Genomic DNA, 18,955 nt, shown 5'->3' with positions numbered 1-18,955 from the left:
GACCTGATCAGTCAGGCAGCGCTACAGCTCGCGCCGGTCAGTCGCGAAAGTAGCTCATGAGGCGGAGGATCTCGACGTACAGCCACACCAGGGTGACCGTGAGGCCGAGCGCGACGCCCCACGCCATCTTGGACGGGGCACCGGCGCGCACGAGGCGGTCGGCGTTGTCGAAGTCCATCAGGAAGCTGAACGCGGCCAGGCCGATGCACAGGAGGCAGAAACCGATCGCGATCGGGCCACCGTCGTACAGCGGGTTGGTGCCGGTGAACAGGCTCAGCACGATGCTGCCCAGGGCCGCGAACAGCACGCCGACGATCGCGGCGGACATGAAGCGGGTGAACTTGGGCGTCACGCGCACGGCGCCGGTCTTGTAGACGAACAGCATGCCCACGAAGACGCCGATGGTGCCGAGGATCGCGGCACCCACCGCGCCGAGGACGCCGCCGGTCCCCTGCAGGTCGATGGTGAACAGGTACGTCGCCGCGCCGACGAACAGCCCCTCGAGGGCGCCGTAGGTCAGGGTGACGGGCGCGGAGTCCATCTTGCGCGCGAAGGTGGCGATCAGAACGGTGATCAGGCCGCCGATGCCGCCGACCAGGATGAACGGGAACAGCAGCCCCGGGTTCATCGTGATCAGGTAGAAGGAGATCGTGCCGACGATGGCGAGCAGGCCGAGCGTCGTGCCGGTCTTCGCGACGACGTCATCGATCGTCATGGGCCGCGTGTCGGCGGCGAACTGCGGGTGCGCCTGCGGGGCACCGTAACCGGCCTGGGCACCGAAGCCCTGCTGGCCGTACTGGCCCTGCTGGAAGGCGCCACGGCCGGCACCACCGAGATGGGTGGCGCCGCGGGCACTGTCCGTGGACAGTGAACTGAAGACCGGGTTGCTACTGGTGCGCATCGAGGTCCCTTCGGAATTGTCGGGGAAGGTCGTTGGTCGAGAGTCCCCGCCGGGTCACCGACGAATCACTCGTACATAGTCAACGCGCGGGCTCACCTGTGTGTTCCCGGCGCCGATACCCATCTTGCCCGATCCGCTCGCCCGGCCCGGAACGACTCACGGGAACGACGACGACGACGAAGATTTCAGCGCCGAGCGATCCTGCGGTCCCCGGCGCCGCGGATCATTCGCAGGCGACACCGTCGTCGTCGCGGTCCAGTTTCGAGGCGTACCCCGGCTGCCCGCGGTACAGCGGCGCGACGCCGGCGGCCCGGGCCGCCGAACAGTTGGCGTAGGACGCCGCCTGCGGGACCGGCTCGGCGACCGGGGCGGGCGCGTAGGTCTGCGGCGGGGCGTACGTCTGGACCGGGGCGGGCGCGTACGTGGGCTCGGGGGCCACCGGCTGCCGGGGCGCGGACTCCGACTCGACGGCGACGGGCGTGACCGGGGTCGCCGAGGCCGGTGAACTCGTGGGGGCTTGCGTCACGGTGGTCGTCGGCGCCGCGGCCCGGGCCGTGGTGGTGACGGTGCTGGTCGCGGCCACCGGGCTCGAGGCCGGGGTCGGCGTGGGCGCGGGGGTGGGCATCAGTGCCGCCCCGACCATGAACATGGCCACCGAGACGGAGCCGACCACCGGCCAGCGACGGGTGAACGGGCTCAACGGGGTGTTCCAGGTCAGCGGGCTCAGCGCGTCCGGGGCGACGAAGCCGGACATCGACTGCGCGGCGAGAGCGGCCTGCCGGTCGAGTTGGAAGTCCTCCTCGGCGTGGGTGCGGTCCTCACGCTCGCAGAAGACCCACCACCCGCCCGCCACGGCCATGGCCAGACCGATGAGCGCCATCGCCACCGACTCGAGAACGCCGCTGCCGAGCGTTCCGAGCGCCCCCACCACCATGAGTCCACCCATGACCAGGCCGGCCCAGGCGAGGACCGGCTTCCAGACGGGAGGCGTGAGGTAGGTGGGCTCGGTCAGGGTCGGACGGGCCATGGAGGGCAGGACGATCGGCATGCTCGCGGTCTTTCGAGGGAGGTGAGGGGCCCGCGGCGGCCAATGGACGACGCGCGGTGAGGATGTGAACACTACTCCACCGCGCGCCGCCCGCCAAAGAAATCCTTATCCAGACCGGGGCAGTGCCCGGGCAGGGACTACTACCCCAGCGCCACCTTGTGGTTCCACGATCGCGCGGTGCGCCAGAGGCAGAACGCCGCCACCGCGACCAGGGAGACCGCAAACCCGATCGGCATGACCTCGCTGGTCGTGCGCCCCGCGGCGAGCTCGCCGACAAGGTCGAACCGGACGAGGCCCAGGGTCTCGCCCTCTGCCTCCCCCACCCCGAACGGGATCACGAGCATGCCGAGCAGGGCAAGGACCTGGCTGGCGATGTAGACCGCGACGAACACCACCACGGGCCCGCCGGCACCGAGTCCGGCCAGTCGCCGCTCGTGCCCCACCGAGACGGCGAAGTAGTAGTACACCGGCCACACCAGGAACCAGGCGAGCACCAGCACCAACCCGGCGGCGATCATCCACCCCGGGGTCACGGCGGTGACCGTGGACCACGCCTCGGTCAGCGTCGACCACGACGGCGCGGTGCCCCCGGACCGCTGCGAGTTCGCCCACCACGCGAGCAGCGCGAGCACGACGGTCAGGACGATCGCCGCCAGCGAGGCGAGCATCGCCCACGCCAGCTTGGCCCGGAAGATGCGGGCCCCGCGGACCGGGATCGAGTGCGTGAAGTAGCCCGTCCGGCCGTAACCGGAGCGCCAGTAGTCGGCGGCGAGGGCCAACTGGACGGCCGGGACCGCCACGACCGCGGCGAGCATGCCCGCGGCCAGCCCGAGCTCAGACAGGAGCGGCCATCCCGAGGCACCGAGCAGGCTGCCCAGCACGCCGACCAGCGCGATCAACCCGAAGAGGGTCGCGAGCGGACCGCGCGTGCGCAGCCACTCGTGCTTGAGGAGTGTTGTCGTCGTCGCTCTCATCGGTAGGTCTCCCTGAAGATCTGGTCGAGGCTGGCGCCGCGGCTGCCGCGGAGGTCGTCGGCGTCGCCGGAGAGCAGGACGCGGCCGTGGCGCATCATGACGGCGGCGTCGAGGATCGGCTCGAGGTCGTGGACGAGGTGGGTGGTGATGAGCAGGAGCGAGTCCTCGGAGAGGTTGCGTACGATCCCGTCGAGGATCACCTGACGCGCGGCCGGGTCGACGCCCGAGATGGGCTCGTCGAGGAGGAACACGCGCGCGTCGCGGGACATGGCCAGTGCGATCTGGACCTTCTCGCGCATGCCCTTGGACATCTGCTTGAGCCGCGCGGACTCGCTCAGGCCGAAGAAGCCGATGAGGTCGCGCGCCTTCTCGGGCTGGAAGTCGGCGAAGAAATCCGTGTACAGCTCGAGGCAGTAGCTCACCCGCGCGGCGTCGGGCAGGAAGCTGGTGTCGGGCAGGTAGGACACCAGTGCCTTGGACTCCGGACCGGGGACGTGACCGGCGATCCGCACGTCGCCGGAGTACCCGGCCAGGACGCCGGCGAGGATCTTGAGCAGCGTGGTCTTGCCGCAGCCGTTCTCGCCCAGCAGGCCCACGATCTGCCCCGGGGCCAGGGCCATGTCCAGGCCGTCGAGAGCGGTGGTGGCGCCGTACGTCATGCGGAGCCCTGTGGCCTCAACGAGTGTAGTGGCGGGGCTCGCGGTGGCGGCATGGTCGGTGGCGCTCATGTCAGGCACCTCCGTCGTGCTCATCGGTAGTGGTGTGTTCATGGGTGTCCCATCTGTGGTCGAGCAGCGTTCGGGCTTTGTCGTGCGCCATTCCCAGGCCGCGGACGCGTCGGATGAAGGCGTCGGCGGCGTCGGTGGCGAGGTCGGCGCGGACCTCGTCTATCCGTTCCTCGTCCTGCGTGACGAACCGCCCGGTGGCCCGCTCGGACCGGCACAGTTCGAGCCGTTCCAGTTCCGCGAGGGCCCGCTGGGCGGTGTTGGGGTTGACGCCGAGATCGGCCGCCAACTCCCGGACGCCGGGCATCTTCTCCCCGGCCGCCCACTCCCCGGTCACGATGCGTCGCGAGAACTCCCCGACGAGCTGCACCCAGATCGGGGACGAGTTGTCGAACTGCATCGCCGCCCCGCTTCCGTGTTGCTGTATTAGGTGCTTAATACAGTGACATCAGGCGGGACACTTGTCAATGAGCGGATCCTGACGAGCCGCTGTGCGGGGCGGTCCGGAGGCGCAGACTGAGGGCAGGACCTGCGGAAAGGGCCGGCCATGAACGCACTCGTCGTGTACGAATCCGCGTGGGGGAACCCCAGGCTCGTCGCCGAGGCGATCAGCGACGGCCTGTCCCCTCACCTGACCGCCGAGGTGGTGGCCGCCCACGAAGCGCCGCCGCTCGCCGAACTCACGGTGGACCTGCTCGTGGTGGGCGCGCCGACCCACGCGTTCGGGCTACCCCGCGACGGCACCCGCGAGGACGCCCACGCCCGCGGCGGCGAGCTGATCCCGTCGGGAGTGCGCGAGTGGCTCGACGCCGCCGGGCCCGCCTCCCTCGCGGTGGCCACCTTCGACACCCACGTCCGCCACCCCGACCTCCCCGGCCATGCAGGCAAAAAGGCCGCAAAGAAGCTACGCAAGCTCGGCTGCCACCCGTGACGGATCCCGAGACCTTCTACGTGGACGGCTACGAGGGCCCGCTCCTGCCCGGCGAGCTGGAGCGCGCGCGGGAATGGGGAGATGGCCTGACCCGCGGCGACTGGTGAGCCGGGCCGGACGCCGGCGGGGGTGAGCCCCGACGGGAACGACGACGACGAGGTCGACCACCCCGCCCACGCCGCAGGTGCAGGGCGTGCCGAACCGGCAGGGTTGACCGATACCCCTAGGGGTATGTAACCTCGGGGCATCAGCCAGTCGGATCATCGGCCGGCGGTCGGCGCGATTCACGCCGACGACAACCCCACCCCCTGAGGAGTCTCATCATGTGCCGTCCCGCCACCTGCAAGAAGTGCGGCAAGACCACCTGGGCCGGATGCGGAATGCACGTCGACCAGGTGATGGCCGGCGTGCCCAAGGCCGACCGCTGCCCGGGCCACGAGTCGGACGTCCCCGCCGTCAAGGACGGCTTCTTCGCGAAGATGTTCAGCAGGTAGTCTCGGCCGCCGCCGCCGAGCCTGGCGGAATTCGATCCGCATTCGATCCGCCCCTCGGATTTCGACCTGCATTCGATCCGCCCCTCGGATGTCGATCCACGCTGCGGCCCCCGCGCGCAGAAGAAAATCCGACGGGCGGGTCGGGGCGTTTCGGACAGGGGCTACCGGGAGTCGTCGGCCGGGGGCCGTCAGTCGGGGCTCGCCAGTCGGGGCTCGTCAGCTGGCGATACCGAAACGGGCCGCGAGGTACGGGATCAGGCCCATGCACTCCGGTGTGAGAGCGAGGCACGCGGGCTCATCCGGCCCGGGGCCGAACAGAAAACGCAGCGGATTCTCGATCGAGCCGGCGGGAAACATCTCATCGGTCCTCTCGTGGTCAACGGGCGGGTCCACTAGGGAAATCGCGTGTGAGGTCGATCCTGTTATCGCCCTGCCAGCGTCGTCAAGGGTCCTTCTGCCGACACCGGCCCGATGCAGCTGTCCGGGATCGTGGCCAGCGAACACCACGCGGACGGCAGCACCGGACGGTATCCGTCGGGCACTCCCCCGCCCGCGATGATCTCGCGGTAGGCGTCGACGCCCGACGTGGGTTGGCGTGTCAGGGTCGGGTCGGTGAGCACGTCCACCCGGTACAGCCCGAACCGCGCCGAGTAGTCGCCCCATTCGTAGTTGTCGACCAGTGACCAGTGGTTGTAGCCGATCACGGGGTACCCGTCGGCCACCGCCCGCTGCAGCCAGAAGACCGTGTCGCGCAGGAAGTCGCCCCGCTCGATCCCGTCTGCGCGCCCACCGTTGAGAGTCGGCATGCCGTTCTCGACGATGTAGATCGGCTTGCCCGGGTAGGCGTGCGCGTAGTGCGCGATCGCCTCGTAGATCCCCTCCGGCTGCGGTCGCACGGCCGCGAAGTCGTCCCACGCCGCGTTGATGGCGGTGAGGTTGTTCAGCGCGACGCCGTAGTAATAGTCGATGCCCACGTAGTCCACGACGTCGGCCACCCGGTCCCCGATCAGCGTGTCGGTGAACTCGGTGGCCAGCGGCAGGTAGGCCTCGTTCATGGTGACCATCGCGTCCGGGTCGGCCCGGTGGGCGGCCGCGTAGCCGAGCCGGTGGGCGGCCTCGATCCGGTCGAGGAACCGCGAGAAGTCGGTGAACTGCACGCGGCCGATCGTCATCTCGTGCTTGAAGAAGACCAGGGGTTCGTTGAACGTCACCCACATGGTGCCGTCACCGGCCCACCGGTCTGTGATGAGGTCGGCGAAACGGCCGAAGGACTCCACCGCCGTGTCCGCGAGCATCCCGCCGCGGTCGGCCAGCCACCCCGGGTAGACGAAGTGCACCATCGTGATCATGGGGGTCATGCCATGTCGGCGGACCGTGTCGATGATCCTGTCGTAGCGTCTGAGTGCCTCGTCGTCGTACTCCCCCGGCGCCGGCTCGATACGCGCCCACTCCACGCTCAACCGGAAGGTGTTCACGCCCATCGCCGCGGCGTTGGCGATGTCCTCCTCGTAGCGGTTCCAGAAGTCCACCGCGTCACCCACCGGGTCGGTCTGACCCGTCGGCGCGGTCGCGTCGACATACCGCTTCCAGTTGGAGTCCGGATTCGATCCCTCCACCTGGAAGCCCGACGTGGCGACGCCCCAGTGAAAGCCGGAACCCGGCGCGGCCAGTAGCCCACCAGGTTGGGCCGCTGCGCTCGGCTGCAGCTGCGGGGCCACCGACACGGCGAGGACGAGCGCCAGCAGCAGCGGAAGCGCCCTCCGGACGATCGTCGAATGTCCGGCCCATCGCGCGCGTCCGCTCATGGGTGAACCCTAGGAAGCACCCTCGCGGACGGCAGCGGAATGACCCAAGTGCGCGAACCGCGAGCGCTCCCGACGGTGGCACTCCCCACACTTCTGGCCACCTGGCCAAGAAGGGTTGGCCAGTTGGCCAACCTCGTGTCAGGATGGTCTTCGCCGGGTGCGGATCTCCCCGGCATCGCTGCGTGCACACCGCCCGCAGTCCGACCGCCCTGGAGAGGCACCCGTGTCCCCCGCACGCCGCTGGACGGCCCTGCTCGTCCTCGTCCTTCCCGTTCTGCTGATCTCGATCGACATGTCCGTGCTCGGCATCGCCGTGCCCGCGCTGTCCGCAGACCTGCGGCCGACGTCGAACCAACTGCTGTGGATCATCGACCTCTACTCGTTCCTGCTCGCGGGCCTGCTGATCTTCACGGGCTCACTCGGAGACCGGATCGGCCGCAAACGGATCCTCATGATCGGCGCACCCCTGTTCGGCGTCGCCTCCCTCGTGGCCGCGTTCTCCACCAGTCCTGAGATGCTGATCGTCGGCCGTGCGCTGCTCGGCATCGGCGGCGCGACCCTCATGCCGTCCACGCTCGGCCTGATCCGCGCGATCTTCCCGGACCGCACCGAGCGACGCACCGCCATCGCCGTGTGGGCCACCGCGTTCTCCGGCGGCGCCGCACTGGGCCCCGTGGTCGGCGGGCTGCTGCTGGAGAACTTCTGGTGGGGCTCGGTCTTCCTCCTGAACGTCCCGGTCATCGCGCTGTTCCTCCTGACCGCCCCGTTCCTGCTCCCCGAGGCGAAGGACCCCAACCCGGGCCCGTTCGACCCGACCTCCGTCATCCTCTCGATCGCGGGCATGATCTCGCTGGTCTACGCCCTCAAGACCGGTGTGAAGGGAGTCGACGGGGCGGTGCTCGTCGCCTTCGTTCTGGGTGCTGCCGCGCTGGTCTGGTTCGTGTCCCGTCAGCGCCGCCGCGAGAACCCCATGATCGACGTGTCCCTGTTCGGGAACTTCGCGTTCTCCTCGGCGGTGTCGATCAACGTGATCTCGGTGTTCGCGTTCATGGGGCTGATGTTCTTCCTCCCGCAGTACCTCATGCTCGTGCGCGGCATGGGCTCGGCCGAGGCCGGTCTGTGGATGCTGCCGCTCGCGGTGGCCGCCGTCGTCGGCACCCTGCTGGCCCCGGTTCTGGCGCGGACGGTCTCGGTGCGCACCGTGATCATGACGGGCCTGTCGCTCGTGATCGTCGGGTTCGTCATCGGCACCCGGTTGGACACCGCCGAGACGATGCTCCTCTTCACGCTCCTGTCGGCCCTGTTCGGCATCGGCGTGGGTCTGGCCGAGACCCTGACGAACGACGTCATCCTCACTGCCGCCCCGAGTGACCGCGCCGGCGCCGCCGCGGCGATCTCCGAGACCGGCTACGAGTTCGGCGGCGCGATGGGCACCGCCGTACTCGGCACCGCGGGGATGGCCGTGTACTCGAGCCGCGTGGTCGAGACCGCTACCCTGCCCGGCATGGACGCCGACTCCGCGAACGCCGCTTCCCAGACCCTGGCCGGCGCCCACGAGATCGCGGAAACGATGCCCGGCGGCGGCGCTCGTCTCCTGGAGATCGCCGATTCCGCCTTCCTGGCGGGCATGGACCTCGTGGCCGCGATCGGTATCGGGACGGCGGCGATCACTCTGATACTGGCCTGGCGCGGCCTGCGCTCGGAGTCGCGAGCGGCCGGAGCGGTCGGGGCGGCCGGGGCGGCCGGAGCAGCCGGGGCGGCGCCGGTAGAGGATTACGACGCCGAGGCCGCCCACGCGACGGGAGGGCCGGAGGCGAACCTGCCGTACATGCCACCCGCCGCACGCGCGGACCCCGCCGATTCCGAGGTGACCCGTGGCTGACGCTCGCCGCGCACAGGTGCCGATCGAACAGCGCCGCCGGGAACTCACCGAGACCGCGGTGACGGTGATGGCTCGGGACGGGGCGTGGGCGCTCACCACGCGGGCCCTGGCCAAGGAGGCCGGGGTGCCCCACGGGTCCGTCCACTACGCGTTCTCATCGAAGGACGAGCTGATGCGCTCGGTGCTGCGTCTGGACCTGACGCACCTGTCGGACCTGGTCCAGACGCAGCAGGACCGGCCGGTACACGGACCCGACGACGTGACCGCCGCCGTGGCCGAACTCTTCGCGGCCTACGCGGATTCCGTCCTCGCCGATCCGATGACCGAGATCGCCTACTTCGAGTTGTCTCTGATGGCGGCCCGCGACGAGCAGCTGCGGGCTCTGGCCGCGCAGTCCCACCAGGAGTACCGACGGATCATCGTGACCCTGCTCAGCAGCCTGGCCGAGCGTGCGGGCCTGCGGTGGGACGCCGACGTGGTGCTGGTGGCCGAGCAGGCGATGACGCTGATGTTCGGGGCGGCGCTGGGTTGGTTCGAACTGCGCGACGACGCCCTGTTCCGGGCTGTGCTCGACGATGCCGCCGGGATGGTCGGTCGCCGACTCGTCTGAGTCCGCGTTGCACCGGGCCCTACGCCCTCCGCGCCCCGGCCCACCCCGGCCCACGCATCAGGTACCCCGCGCGGTCGCGCCAGGTCTGCGCGCTGAAGATGTCGCGCCCGATCGCGACCCATTCATGCATGGCGATCCGTAGCGGGTTGAACGTGTCGATGTTCGTGGTCAGCCCGTAGACCACGTCCTCGCCCTCGGGTTCGTAGGTACCGAACAGACGGTCCCAGATGATGAGGATGCTGCCGTGGTTGCGGTCGAGGTACCGCCGGTTGCTGCCGTGGTGCACGCGGTGGTGCGAGGGCGAGTTGAGCACTTTCTCCAGCGGCCCGATCGACCGCACCGCCTCGGTGTGGACCCAGAACTGGTAGATGAGGTTGATCGCGCGGGCGTCCATGACGATCGCCGGCCGCACCCCGAGCAGCGAGAGCAACCCGTACGGCACGTAGATCGTCAGCGCCTCGGCGACGGGCTGGCGCAGCGCCGTCGACAGGTTGTAGCGCTCGCTCGAGTGGTGCACGACGTGCATGGCCCACAGCCACCGCGACTCGTGGGCGAGGCGGTGATTGCAGTAGTAGATGAGGTCCCAACCGAGGATCCCTACCGCGTACGCAAGCGGCCCGGACCCCAGGTCGAGCGGGGACGTCCGGAAGAGCCGCGAACTCGCGGTCTGCGCGCTCCACAGTGTCGAGACCATCACCACGGTCGAGGCCACGGCGGTCACCGCCGACCCGCCGGTGATCCGACGCAGGGCGGGCGGGACCGCCGCGCCGGTGGCACCGTCGGCGTCGGGTCCGGGGCCGGATGACGACGACGACAACGACCCCGCCTCACCCAGACCCGACCCGCGATGGCGGCGTAGGACGTCCCCGGCAGTGGCGACGGCCGCAGCCCCGAGGGACAGTCCCATCACGGCTTTTGCGAATCGGCCTGTCCGCGGGGTGAGTGGGGAGAGCACCGTGGCGGAGATGTAGGGGGCGAGCAGACTCCCCACGCCCATCGAGAGGCTCGCCATCGTGTCGGCGAACTCGTAGTCCCCCGCCCGCTCCCCGACGGCCGGGTTGCGCTTCTGCCATGCGCATTCGGCTGCCATCGCCCCGACGAACGCCGGGATGGCCAGGACCGTCAGATCAACCTTCACGCCATCCAGGGTATGGCGTGGGTCACTCCGGCGGGCGATCGACCGGCTACGCCCGGGCTGCCGGCTACACCCGAACTGCCGGTTACGCCGAGGCGGTCTCCTGCGCCGTGGCGTTCTCGGACCCCTCGGCCTTCGGCGCCGAGGCCGGCCCCTCGGTCTGCGCGCTGTTGCGGACGAACCACACGCCGACCACGGTGATGAGCGAGATGCACGCGCCCAGCAGAAGTGCGTTGTGGACGCCGGTCATCTGCGCGGCGACGTCTCCCAGGCCGGACTCGGCGCCGGAGACGATGCCCAGCGTCATGACGGTGATGAACAGCGCCGTGCCCGCGGCGGCGGCGACCTGCTGCAGGGTGTTGAGCAGCGCCGAACCGTGCGAGTACAGGTGCGGCGGCAGCGAGCCGAGCGCGGAGGTCATGAGCGGCGAGAAGAGGAACGCCAGGCCCACGCTGAGCACGATGTGCCAGACGACGACCGTGACCAGCGAACTGTCCGCGGAGAAGAACGTGTACATCCCCCACAGGCCGGCGGACGCGAGGACGGAGCCGGGGATGATGAGCGGCCGGGGGCCGATCCGGTCGAACGCGCGGCCGACGAACCAGCCGAGCACGCCCATGATCAGGCCGCCGGGCAGCAGTGCCAGCCCGGAGTTCAGGGTGCTGGTGCCCACGACCTGCTGCATATAGAGCGGCAGCAGGATAAGGGTGCCGAACAGCGACATCATGGAGATGAGCATGAGCGCCAGGCTCACGGTGAAGGTCGGGAACGCGAACGCCCGCACGTCGAGCAACGCGTAGTCCTTGAGCGAGAGCTGGCGCCAGACGAACACGGCCAGGGCGACCACGCCGATCGCCACGGGGATCCACGGCGAGATGAGGGCGTTGTCGCTGGCGGCTTCGCCGATGGAGCTGAGGCCGAAGATGAGGCCGGCGAAGCCGATCGCCGAGAGGACGCCGGAGAGGATGTCGAGCGGGATCCGCCGGGGCTCGGTGACGTTGCGGATCAGCACCGCTCCGGCCACGAGTGCCAGCACACCGATGGGCAGCACGGACCAGAACATCCAGCGCCAGCTGAGCACGTCGAGCACCAGGCCACCCACGGTGGGGCCGATGGCCGGGGCGACGGCGATCACGATGGAGATGACGCCCATGGTGCGGCCGCGACGGTCGGCGGGAACCACGTTGAGCACGGTGGTCATGAGCAGCGGGATCATGATGGCGGTGCCGACCGCCTGGACGACCCGGCCGGCGACGAGCATGGGGAACACCATGGCCAGCGACGCCAGCAGGGTGCCCGCGGTGAACGTGCTCATCGCGATGACGAACACGGACCGCAGCGGCAGGCGCACGAGCAGCCACCCGGTGAACGGGATGACCACCGCCATCGTGAGCATGAACGCGGTGGTCAGCCACTGCGCGGTGGCGGCGGTGACCGCGAACTCACCCATGAGCTCGGGCAGTGCCACGGACATGATGGTCTCGTTGAGGATCACCACGAACGCGGCGCCGACGAGCAGGGCGATGAGCCGCACGGTGGCGGCGGGCATCGGCGGGGAGGCCTGCGGGGCCCGGGCCGCCTGTGCGGAATGGGGGGTGGCGGAGACTTCAGACGTCACGGTCGTCCTCTGGGATTGCGGTGTGAGCAGAGAGCAGAATCCGGCGCCGGCCTCAGCCGCGCACGGGAACCCTCTGAAGCTACCGGAACCACGGTTCGGATGGCGGGTCAAGTGACCGGCGTTACCTCGGGGATGAGACGGGGGACGAGCCGAACGAGGACGACCATGGCGACGAGCTCGACGAGGGTCTGGGTGACGACGACGAGGGCTGCCAGATCGAACGCCGCGGGCAGTGCCAGGACCAGCGGGAGGACGACCAGGGAATTTCGGGTCGCGCCACTGAACGCGATCGCCCGCCTGCCCGGCACATCGAGGCCCGCCAGCCGCCCGGCCGCGATGCCCGCCGGCACCATGACCATGACGAACGCCACGTACACCGGGACCACCTGCACCAGCGCGCCGAGCCGCTCGCCCACCGCGCTGATCTGGGACGCGACCACGAGCGCGAGGGTCGCGACCATGAGCGGGACCATCGCCGCCGTCGCGCCCTGCGCCACCGAACGACCGACGCGACCGACGCGACCGACGCGAACGGCCCGGTCACCCCGGGCGGAGCGGGCCGACTCTCCGCGGGCCGACTCCCCGTGGCCTGCGACGAACTGCGTCAGCGCGGCCGCCGCGAGGGGCAGCGCGATGAGCACGAGGAACGCCTCGCCGAACGGGCCGAACTCCACCGTGTCCATGAACCCTGAGCCGACGAACAGCCACAGGTACAGCGGCAGCAGCGCCATCTGGGCGAGCATGAGCAACGGGGTCGCGGCCAGGAGCCGGTGCACGTCGGCCCCGGCGAGACCGGCAAAGACGAGGACGTAGTCGATGCACGGCGTCAGCAACACGAACAGCACTCCGACGAGCAGCACCTGGTCGTGGGCGACGATGCGCGTGAGCAGCCAGACGACCGGCGGGACGGCCACGAAGTTGACCGCGAGGATCGTGCCCAGGAAACGCCAGCCGCGGAAGGCCCGGCCGATGCGCGCGAACGGGATGCCGAGGAACGTCGCGTACAGCAGCAGCGCGAGCACGGGCTGGATCGCGAGCTCCGCCGGGCCGGCCACAGCGGGCGCGAGCAACCCGACGACTCCGCCCAGGACGAGTCCCGCCAGGTAGAGCGACACCTGGTGCCGCTCCATCCACTCCACGCTCGCGCGCATGCTCCTCCTCACGCCCATCCCTCTCCGGCTTGTGCGTCCTCTTTGCACACTTTGTCGGCAGGTGTGCGCGCGGTGTGGACCATTCCCGCAGCGCATCGACTCCGAACCCCCGCGTCGGGCCGCCTCACGCCATTCCCGGCGCACAAGTCGACTCAGCAGCCGCGCCGCGCCGGCCTCAGAGTTCCGGCAGCCGGTCGGCGCCCCAACTGCCGTGGATCAGGTCGGTCACCCGCGAGATCTCCTCGGCCGTGACCGATGCGGTCTCGCCGGGTTCGAGGGTGTCGAAGTGGAAGATGTACAGCCGCGAGACGAACTCCTCGAACGGCAGTGACGACTCACCGAACCGCTCGCCGCTCCCGGCGGTGCTCACCACTACGCCGTTGCCCCAGTCCTGCCCGCTGTCGTTGTTGGGGTTGAAGAAGTAGACGCGCATGGTCTCGTCCGGGTCCAGCGCGACCCGCAGGATCGTGATGGCGTGCCACCCGACGAACCGCGCGGAGGAATCGGTGACGGCGACGCCGGCGGGCTGCGGGTGGATGAGCGGCTGGTTGCCGTTGTGGAACGGGTGGTAGCTGCCGTAGAAGTGCCGCAGGAAGTCCTCGAGCCCGGTCAGCCTGCCGGTCTCCACGTCCACGTTGATGCGGAAGCCCCGGGCCGACCACCAGCCGTGGAACTCGGGGTTGACCCACCGGTGGGGGTCGCCCGGGCGGTCCGAGCACAGCCGGCCCATCTCGGCGTAGATCCGGTCCAGGTGCGGCACCACGAGCAGCGACACGGGGTCGAGATCCACGGGCAGCATGGTGGCCAGGCCCGAGTCGAGTTCGCGGGAGGAGATCGGCCGGCCCTCGAAGTGCATGACCACCTCGTTGTCACGCGCCGCCCACGCGATGATCTGCAGCAGGTAGTCGGGGTCGTTGTACGCCCAGATCGACAACGCCCGGGCGGACTGGCAGGTGGGGTTGTCGCCCTGGCCCACGCCCAGCGGCTGGCCGAGCATCGACATGGTCCCGGCGAGCAGCCACACGCGCCCCTCGTGGGCGGGGCCGCAGGAGAGTGCGAGCCGCTCGGCCGCGTAGTCGGACAACGGAAGTGCCGACAGCCGCCACAGCGCCGGCGCGACGGGCGGCTGGAAGAGGATCCCCCGCTCGAGCAGCAGCGCCAGCCCGTACACGGATTGCGCGGTCTCGGGGTGGACGGCCGCGTCGATGAGGGCGTCGACGAGAGCGTGGAAGCAGAGCAGGCTCTCGCGCCCCGTGCTGGACAGTCCCAGCGCCTCGCTGAGCAGGAAGCTGCCCTTCTCGCGGAGGAACCGGACCAACACCGGGTGGTACGGGGAGACGAGCCCGGTGTCGTGCATGGACCGGGCGAACCCGGTCGCCTCGTACTGCAGCGAACCCTCGTCCATGGACTCCAGCCGGGAGAGGTAGACCTCCACCCCGGGATCCTCACGGCTCGCGTCGGTGGTGCCGTAGATGCTGCTGATCAGCCGGTCGATGCCCACGCCGCCGCCGCTGGTGTCGACCTGCGGGTCCCGGCGCGCGATCGCGATCTGGGTGATGGTGTGTTTGATCTGGTCCACCTGGATGGGGCGTTGCCGCAGGATGCGCCAGATCTCCTCGACCAGTTGGTCGAGCACGCCGTCGAGGCCGATCTCCGCGGCGATGTGCGCCAGCGCGGCGCGGGTGACCGTCGCCATGCGGCCCTGCTGGCTGCGCTCGGCCTCGGTGGCGACGGTGAACAGCAATGAGGCGTTGACGGCGAGGACCTCGGTGAGGTGCTGCCGCGCCTGCTCGGGTGTCACCTCCGGGTGCTCGTACTCGCCCAGCGCCACGGCGACGAGCCGCAGGTCGCTGACGATCTCGATGACGACCTTGTCGGAGTCGGGACTACGGAGCGTGCCCGCACTCAGTGCGGGGATCAGCGACGCCGGCGACGCCCAGTCGGTGCCGTCGAAGAAGCCGGCGGCCTCGAGGTCGTGCGCCATCGACTGCACGGCCCGCGCTCCCCCGTCCCGGAGAAGCACCAGACGCACGCCGTCCAACACCCGTCGCAGTCGCGACGCCTTGGCCACGTCGCCGGCCTCGGCGAGCGATCGGGCGGCGTCGACGAGCGAGGCCACCCGCTTGTCGAGCACTCGCGCCGCGTCGGGCTCGTCGTCTCCCACTGGTCCACTCTCCGTCCTTCGCGGCGGCGTCTGCCACGTCGCCCGACCTCTGACCACGTCCACCCGCCGGTACCGTACCCGCGGGTCGGTACCGGCCGAGGCGTCACACGTAGAAGTCGAGGTCCTCCTGGTTGCGCAGGACCGATCGCATCTCGTAGGCGTCGTCGCCGAAGAAGTAGACCAGGCCCCAGTGGGTGCCGAAGGCGGTGCGCTTGGTGACGGTCTCCTCGACCGGTGCGGTGAGCTCGTGGGACTCGAAGTACTCGTGGTCCTCGGTGGCTTCCGGGATCTCGAGCGTGGAGACGACCCGGCGCCGCGGGTAGACGCCGAAACACCCGGCGTGACCCTTCGCGTCGACCACCTCGCGCGGGAAGAACGCGGCGATCTCCTCCTCGGTGGTCTTGGGGTCGAACGCCAGCACCAGGCCCTGGTAGGCGTTGAACCCGTACGTACGCTCGAGCAGTTCGAAGACCTTGAACCCCGGCGGCCGGTAGGCCACCTCGCCGAAGTACATCTCGCCGTCGCTGGTGACGAAGTACTCGGGGTGGACGAACCCGAACTTGATGTCGAAGGTCTTGATGAGCTTCTCGATCTGCCGGGTGATCTCCGGACGGTACTTCTCGAGCTCGGGCGAGGCCGGTACGAACACCGAGTAGCCGAGCGTGACGTACTCGGAGATGTTGAGGAACACGATCTTGCCGTTGTGCACCCAGGCCTCCACGGCGAACTCCCAGCCGTCGAGGTGGGACTCCATGAGGACGGGGAACTCCTCCTCGGGGATCGTGTCGACCTCGTCGGGCGTGCGGATGACGCGGTGGCCGAGGCACCCGGCCTTGTCGAAGGCCTTGAGGTGGATCGGGTCGTTGGGGTCGCCGTCGAGCTTGAGCAGGGTCTGGTTGACGCGCTTGAGGAACCGGATCACGTCGTCCCGCTCGTGCGCCTCCTCGAAGATGCCCACGCGGATCCCGCCGAGCTGGGCGCGCCGCTTCATCAGCGCCTTGTCCCGCAGCAGCAGCGACTGCCCGTACAGGGTGGGGTTGTCGAGCAGCATCGAGTTGATGGCGCCCGCCCACTCGACGGTCTCCTCGAACAGCGGGATCGCCACGTCGACGCCCATGTCCCGCAGCGTCTCGGCGATCTCCATGGACCGGTCGTTGAGCCGCTCGAAGTCCCACGGGACGTACGGGATCTGGTGCTGGCTGCAGTATTCCTCGGCCCAGGGCGGTGCCACCACGACGTAGCGGCGGTCGAACTTGTCGAGCGCGTCGATGGCGTTGGGCACCCAGCCCAGCAGTGCGACGTAGCCCTTGTCGGGATCGCGCAGGTGCTCGTTGGGGTCGTGGGTCGGGTTCGGACGAAGGTCCGTGGCTCCGGAGGTCGATTCTGCGGTAGGCGTCTGCAAGTGCGGTGCCTCCTCGAGTTGGCGCGGGTTCGATCTGCGTGGGCCGATCAATCCAGGGCGGTGGGCCACAAACGTACCCAAGACCCGTCTCAGTGCAACTGGTTACGGGATCGGCGAACGCCCGGGCGCGCGGCGGGAGGCCCCCTAGGCTCGTCGGACAACGCCGTCCGGGTCGCCCCGGTGCGGATCCGGGTGAGAGGAGTCCAGGGTGCCTTCCAAGGAGTACATCGAGGCGGTCGGCGAGGTGATCGACGCGCTCGGTGTGGCGGCGATCGTCATCGGCATCGTGGCGGCCACGGTCATCGCGGGGTGGCGCCTGCTCAGCCGGCAGCCGGACACCTATCGGCACTTCCGCCGGTTCCTCGGTCGGTCGATCCTGTTGGGGCTGGAGATCTTGGTGGCGGCGGACATCATCAAGACGGTCGCGGTGACCCCGACGCTGGAGAGCGTGGCGGTGTTGGCGGCGATCGTCGTGATCAGGACCTTCCTCAGCTGGTCGTTGGAGCTGGAGATCTCGGGCCGGTGGCCGTGGCAGAAGTCGAGGACCCCGGAGGCCAAGCCCCGGGACGCCGCCACCTCACCGGTGCCGTCCGACTAGGGTCACCGACGCCGGACGGTGATCCGCCCGCCGCGACGGGGTGCGAACGCGACCCCCCGCGAATGCCATTTCTCGTCAGGCTCGGTCGTGGGGACGATCTCGTACATGCTCAGCACGGTGCGCAACACGACATCCATCTCCATGGCCGCGAACGCCGCCCCGATGCACCGCCGGGTCCCGCCGCCGAACGGCAGCCACGCCGGCGGTGGCGTGGTGCCGAGGAAGCGGGTCGGGTCGAAGCGTTCGGGTTCGGCGAAGTGCGTGCTGTCGTCGTGCAGTAGCGAGATCGCGACCAGCACGTTGTACCCGCGTGGGATCCGCCACGGGCCCAGGTCGAGGTGCGGGACCTGCACGTTGCGTCCGGCGAGATCGATCACCGGCCGGCTGCGCTGGACCTCGAGGATCGTGGCGCTGCGGTAGTCGGTACCCCCGGCATCGACCTCGGCGACCAGCTCGCGTAGCACCGCGGGGGTGCGGCTGAGCCGCTCCAGCGCCCAGGCGAGTGTCGTCGCCGTGGTCTCGTGCCCGGCCACGAGGAGTGCGGTGAGCTCGTCGCGGATCTCGTCATCCGTCATGGACGATCCGTCGTCGTAGGTGCTCTGCAGCATCATCGCGAGGATGTCGTCGCGCTCGTCGAGCCGGTCGTCGCGGCGACCCCGTGTGATGAGGGCGCCGATCGCCTCGTCGTACTCCTTCTTGTAGCGGGCGAACCGGGCGCGCGGGCCCACCGTGCCGAGCCGTGCCGGCAGCTCCGGGGTGATCACCACCGCCGAGCCGGCCTCGACCATGGGCGGGATGACGCGGCGCAGGGTGTCGAGCTCGTCGTCCCGGGCGCCGAACACGGTCCGGAGGATGACGTCCAACGTGATGCGGGTCATCGAGGGCATGGAGGCGAACGGTCGGCCGGCGACCCACGAGTCGAGCTCGCGACGGGTCTCCTCCTCGACGATCGCCTCGTAGGCCTTGATGCGTCTGCCGTGCAGTGGCGGCGTGAGCAGTTTCCGGCGCCGGCGGTGGTCGGTGCCCTCGAGCGCGAACATCGAGTTCTCCCCCAGGACCCGGCCCAGGTTGGGGTCGACGTTGGTCAGCGACTCCTGCGGGGCGGTGAACAGCTCCTTTGCGAGCGCGGGGTCGGAGATCACCACCGCGCGCCCGTAGATGGGGAGGTGCACGGTGAACGCGGTGCCGTACCGCTGGTGCAGCAGTCGGAGAGTCTCCCGCCGGGCGATCCCGAAGCCCACCCCCTGGACTGGCCTGGGTAGCCGGGGCCCGGGTGGGAGCTGGGGTGCGCGCTCGCCCTCGGTGGGATGTCCGCCGCCAGCGGCGGGAGCCGACCTGTCCGTCATGCTGTCCATGGCATCCTCGGCCTCGGGTGGGGTGCGGGCGCCGCCAGCCTACGTTCCGGAATCGCCGTGGTGGCGGGGTAAGTGCGACGACGACGAGGTGCTCCACTGCCGCCGGAGACCCGCCGACTGCTCGCTCGGCCGAACCGGCCATCCGGGCACCCCTGGGTGACG

18 protein-coding genes are annotated in these 18,955 nt (G+C 69.8%); 5 read left to right on the top strand and 13 right to left on the bottom strand.

Annotated elements, in window-relative coordinates; all coding sequences use genetic code 11:
- Positions 1-37 precede the first annotated feature (37 nt).
- From Q2K20_RS05840 to Q2K20_RS05820, 5 genes are all read right to left on the bottom strand, one after another.
- On the bottom strand, positions 38-901 hold the full coding sequence (locus Q2K20_RS05840; RefSeq protein ID WP_120283781.1) for a Bax inhibitor-1/YccA family protein: 864 nt from the start codon (positions 899-901) through the stop codon (positions 38-40).
- Positions 902-1,124: 223 nt separating this feature from the next.
- Positions 1,125-1,949, bottom strand: a complete 825-nt coding sequence (locus tag Q2K20_RS05835; protein WP_317176750.1) for an excalibur calcium-binding domain-containing protein — start codon at positions 1,947-1,949, stop codon at positions 1,125-1,127.
- Between the two features lie 140 nt (positions 1,950-2,089).
- Entirely contained in the window at positions 2,090-2,923 is an 834-nt protein-coding gene (locus Q2K20_RS05830) for a hypothetical protein (protein WP_317176749.1), read from the bottom strand.
- Positions 2,920-3,651, bottom strand: coding sequence for an ABC transporter ATP-binding protein (locus tag Q2K20_RS05825; protein WP_241260950.1), 732 nt, complete (start codon positions 3,649-3,651; stop codon positions 2,920-2,922). Before Q2K20_RS05825 ends, Q2K20_RS05830 begins: the two co-directional genes overlap by 4 nt.
- Position 3,652: 1 nt before the next feature.
- Positions 3,653-4,048, bottom strand: a complete 396-nt coding sequence (locus Q2K20_RS05820) for a GntR family transcriptional regulator (protein WP_069390092.1) — start codon at positions 4,046-4,048, stop codon at positions 3,653-3,655.
- Positions 4,049-4,195: 147 nt separating this feature from the next.
- Here Q2K20_RS05820 and Q2K20_RS05815 point away from each other — a divergent pair, with 147 nt between their 5' ends.
- Both Q2K20_RS05815 and Q2K20_RS05810 read left to right on the top strand, forming a co-directional pair.
- Positions 4,196-4,579: a flavodoxin family protein gene (locus Q2K20_RS05815; RefSeq protein ID WP_253695991.1), complete on the top strand. Its 384-nt coding sequence runs from the start codon at positions 4,196-4,198 to the stop codon at positions 4,577-4,579.
- A gap of 323 nt (positions 4,580-4,902) precedes the next feature.
- On the top strand, positions 4,903-5,073 hold the full coding sequence (locus tag Q2K20_RS05810) for a hypothetical protein (protein WP_096905156.1): 171 nt from the start codon (positions 4,903-4,905) through the stop codon (positions 5,071-5,073).
- 216 nt (positions 5,074-5,289) lie between these two features.
- Here Q2K20_RS05810 and Q2K20_RS05805 read toward each other — a convergent pair whose 3' ends face one another.
- Both Q2K20_RS05805 and Q2K20_RS05800 read right to left on the bottom strand, forming a co-directional pair.
- The gene (locus Q2K20_RS05805; protein WP_156776371.1) at positions 5,290-5,430 is read right to left on the bottom strand and encodes a hypothetical protein; all 141 of its coding nucleotides are present in this window, start codon (positions 5,428-5,430) and stop codon (positions 5,290-5,292) included.
- A 65-nt stretch (positions 5,431-5,495) separates the two neighbouring features.
- Entirely contained in the window at positions 5,496-6,878 is a 1,383-nt protein-coding gene (locus tag Q2K20_RS05800) for a family 1 glycosylhydrolase (RefSeq protein ID WP_069390091.1), read from the bottom strand.
- 223 nt (positions 6,879-7,101) lie between these two features.
- Here Q2K20_RS05800 and Q2K20_RS05795 point away from each other — a divergent pair, with 223 nt between their 5' ends.
- Together Q2K20_RS05795 and Q2K20_RS05790 are read left to right on the top strand one after the other, a co-directional pair.
- On the top strand, positions 7,102-8,760 hold the full coding sequence (locus Q2K20_RS05795; protein ID WP_268099800.1) for an MFS transporter: 1,659 nt from the start codon (positions 7,102-7,104) through the stop codon (positions 8,758-8,760).
- A complete protein-coding gene (locus tag Q2K20_RS05790) occupies positions 8,753-9,370 on the top strand; it encodes a TetR/AcrR family transcriptional regulator (protein ID WP_182642600.1) in 618 nt (205 codons plus the stop codon). The genes Q2K20_RS05795 and Q2K20_RS05790 overlap by 8 nt, the downstream gene beginning before the upstream one ends.
- Before the next feature lie 19 nt (positions 9,371-9,389).
- On the opposite strand, the gene Q2K20_RS05785 is transcribed toward Q2K20_RS05790, so the two are convergent.
- From Q2K20_RS05785 to Q2K20_RS05765, 5 genes are all read right to left on the bottom strand, one after another.
- Entirely contained in the window at positions 9,390-10,508 is a 1,119-nt protein-coding gene (locus Q2K20_RS05785; protein WP_268099802.1) for a sterol desaturase family protein, read from the bottom strand.
- 82 nt (positions 10,509-10,590) lie between these two features.
- A complete protein-coding gene (locus tag Q2K20_RS05780; protein WP_254050654.1) occupies positions 10,591-12,054 on the bottom strand; it encodes an MDR family MFS transporter in 1,464 nt (487 codons plus the stop codon).
- Between the two features lie 176 nt (positions 12,055-12,230).
- Complete coding sequence (locus tag Q2K20_RS05775; protein ID WP_317176748.1) at positions 12,231-13,274, bottom strand: arsenic resistance protein; 1,044 nt, start codon at positions 13,272-13,274, stop codon at positions 12,231-12,233.
- 175 nt (positions 13,275-13,449) lie between these two features.
- The gene (locus Q2K20_RS05770; RefSeq protein WP_317176747.1) at positions 13,450-15,438 is read right to left on the bottom strand and encodes a hypothetical protein; all 1,989 of its coding nucleotides are present in this window, start codon (positions 15,436-15,438) and stop codon (positions 13,450-13,452) included.
- A 103-nt stretch (positions 15,439-15,541) separates the two neighbouring features.
- Positions 15,542-16,840 (bottom strand): acetyl-CoA carboxylase biotin carboxylase subunit family protein, encoded by a 1,299-nt coding sequence (locus Q2K20_RS05765; RefSeq protein WP_317176746.1) that lies wholly within the window; start codon positions 16,838-16,840, stop codon positions 15,542-15,544.
- A 208-nt stretch (positions 16,841-17,048) separates the two neighbouring features.
- Between Q2K20_RS05765 and Q2K20_RS05760 the strand changes: the two genes are divergently transcribed.
- A complete protein-coding gene (locus tag Q2K20_RS05760) occupies positions 17,049-17,438 on the top strand; it encodes a DUF1622 domain-containing protein (protein ID WP_317176745.1) in 390 nt (129 codons plus the stop codon).
- A 2-nt stretch (positions 17,439-17,440) separates the two neighbouring features.
- On the opposite strand, the gene Q2K20_RS05755 is transcribed toward Q2K20_RS05760, so the two are convergent.
- Positions 17,441-18,793: a cytochrome P450 gene (locus Q2K20_RS05755; RefSeq protein ID WP_317176744.1), complete on the bottom strand. Its 1,353-nt coding sequence runs from the start codon at positions 18,791-18,793 to the stop codon at positions 17,441-17,443.
- Positions 18,794-18,955: the final 162 nt, after the last annotated feature.

The sequence above is a fragment of the Dietzia sp. IN118 genome, from assembly GCF_032905965.1.
GTDB classification, from domain to species: Bacteria; Actinomycetota; Actinomycetes; order Mycobacteriales; family Mycobacteriaceae; genus Dietzia; species Dietzia kunjamensis.
The sequence above is the reverse complement of the archived record's forward strand: the minus strand, read 5'-3'. Positions and strand labels throughout refer to the sequence as shown.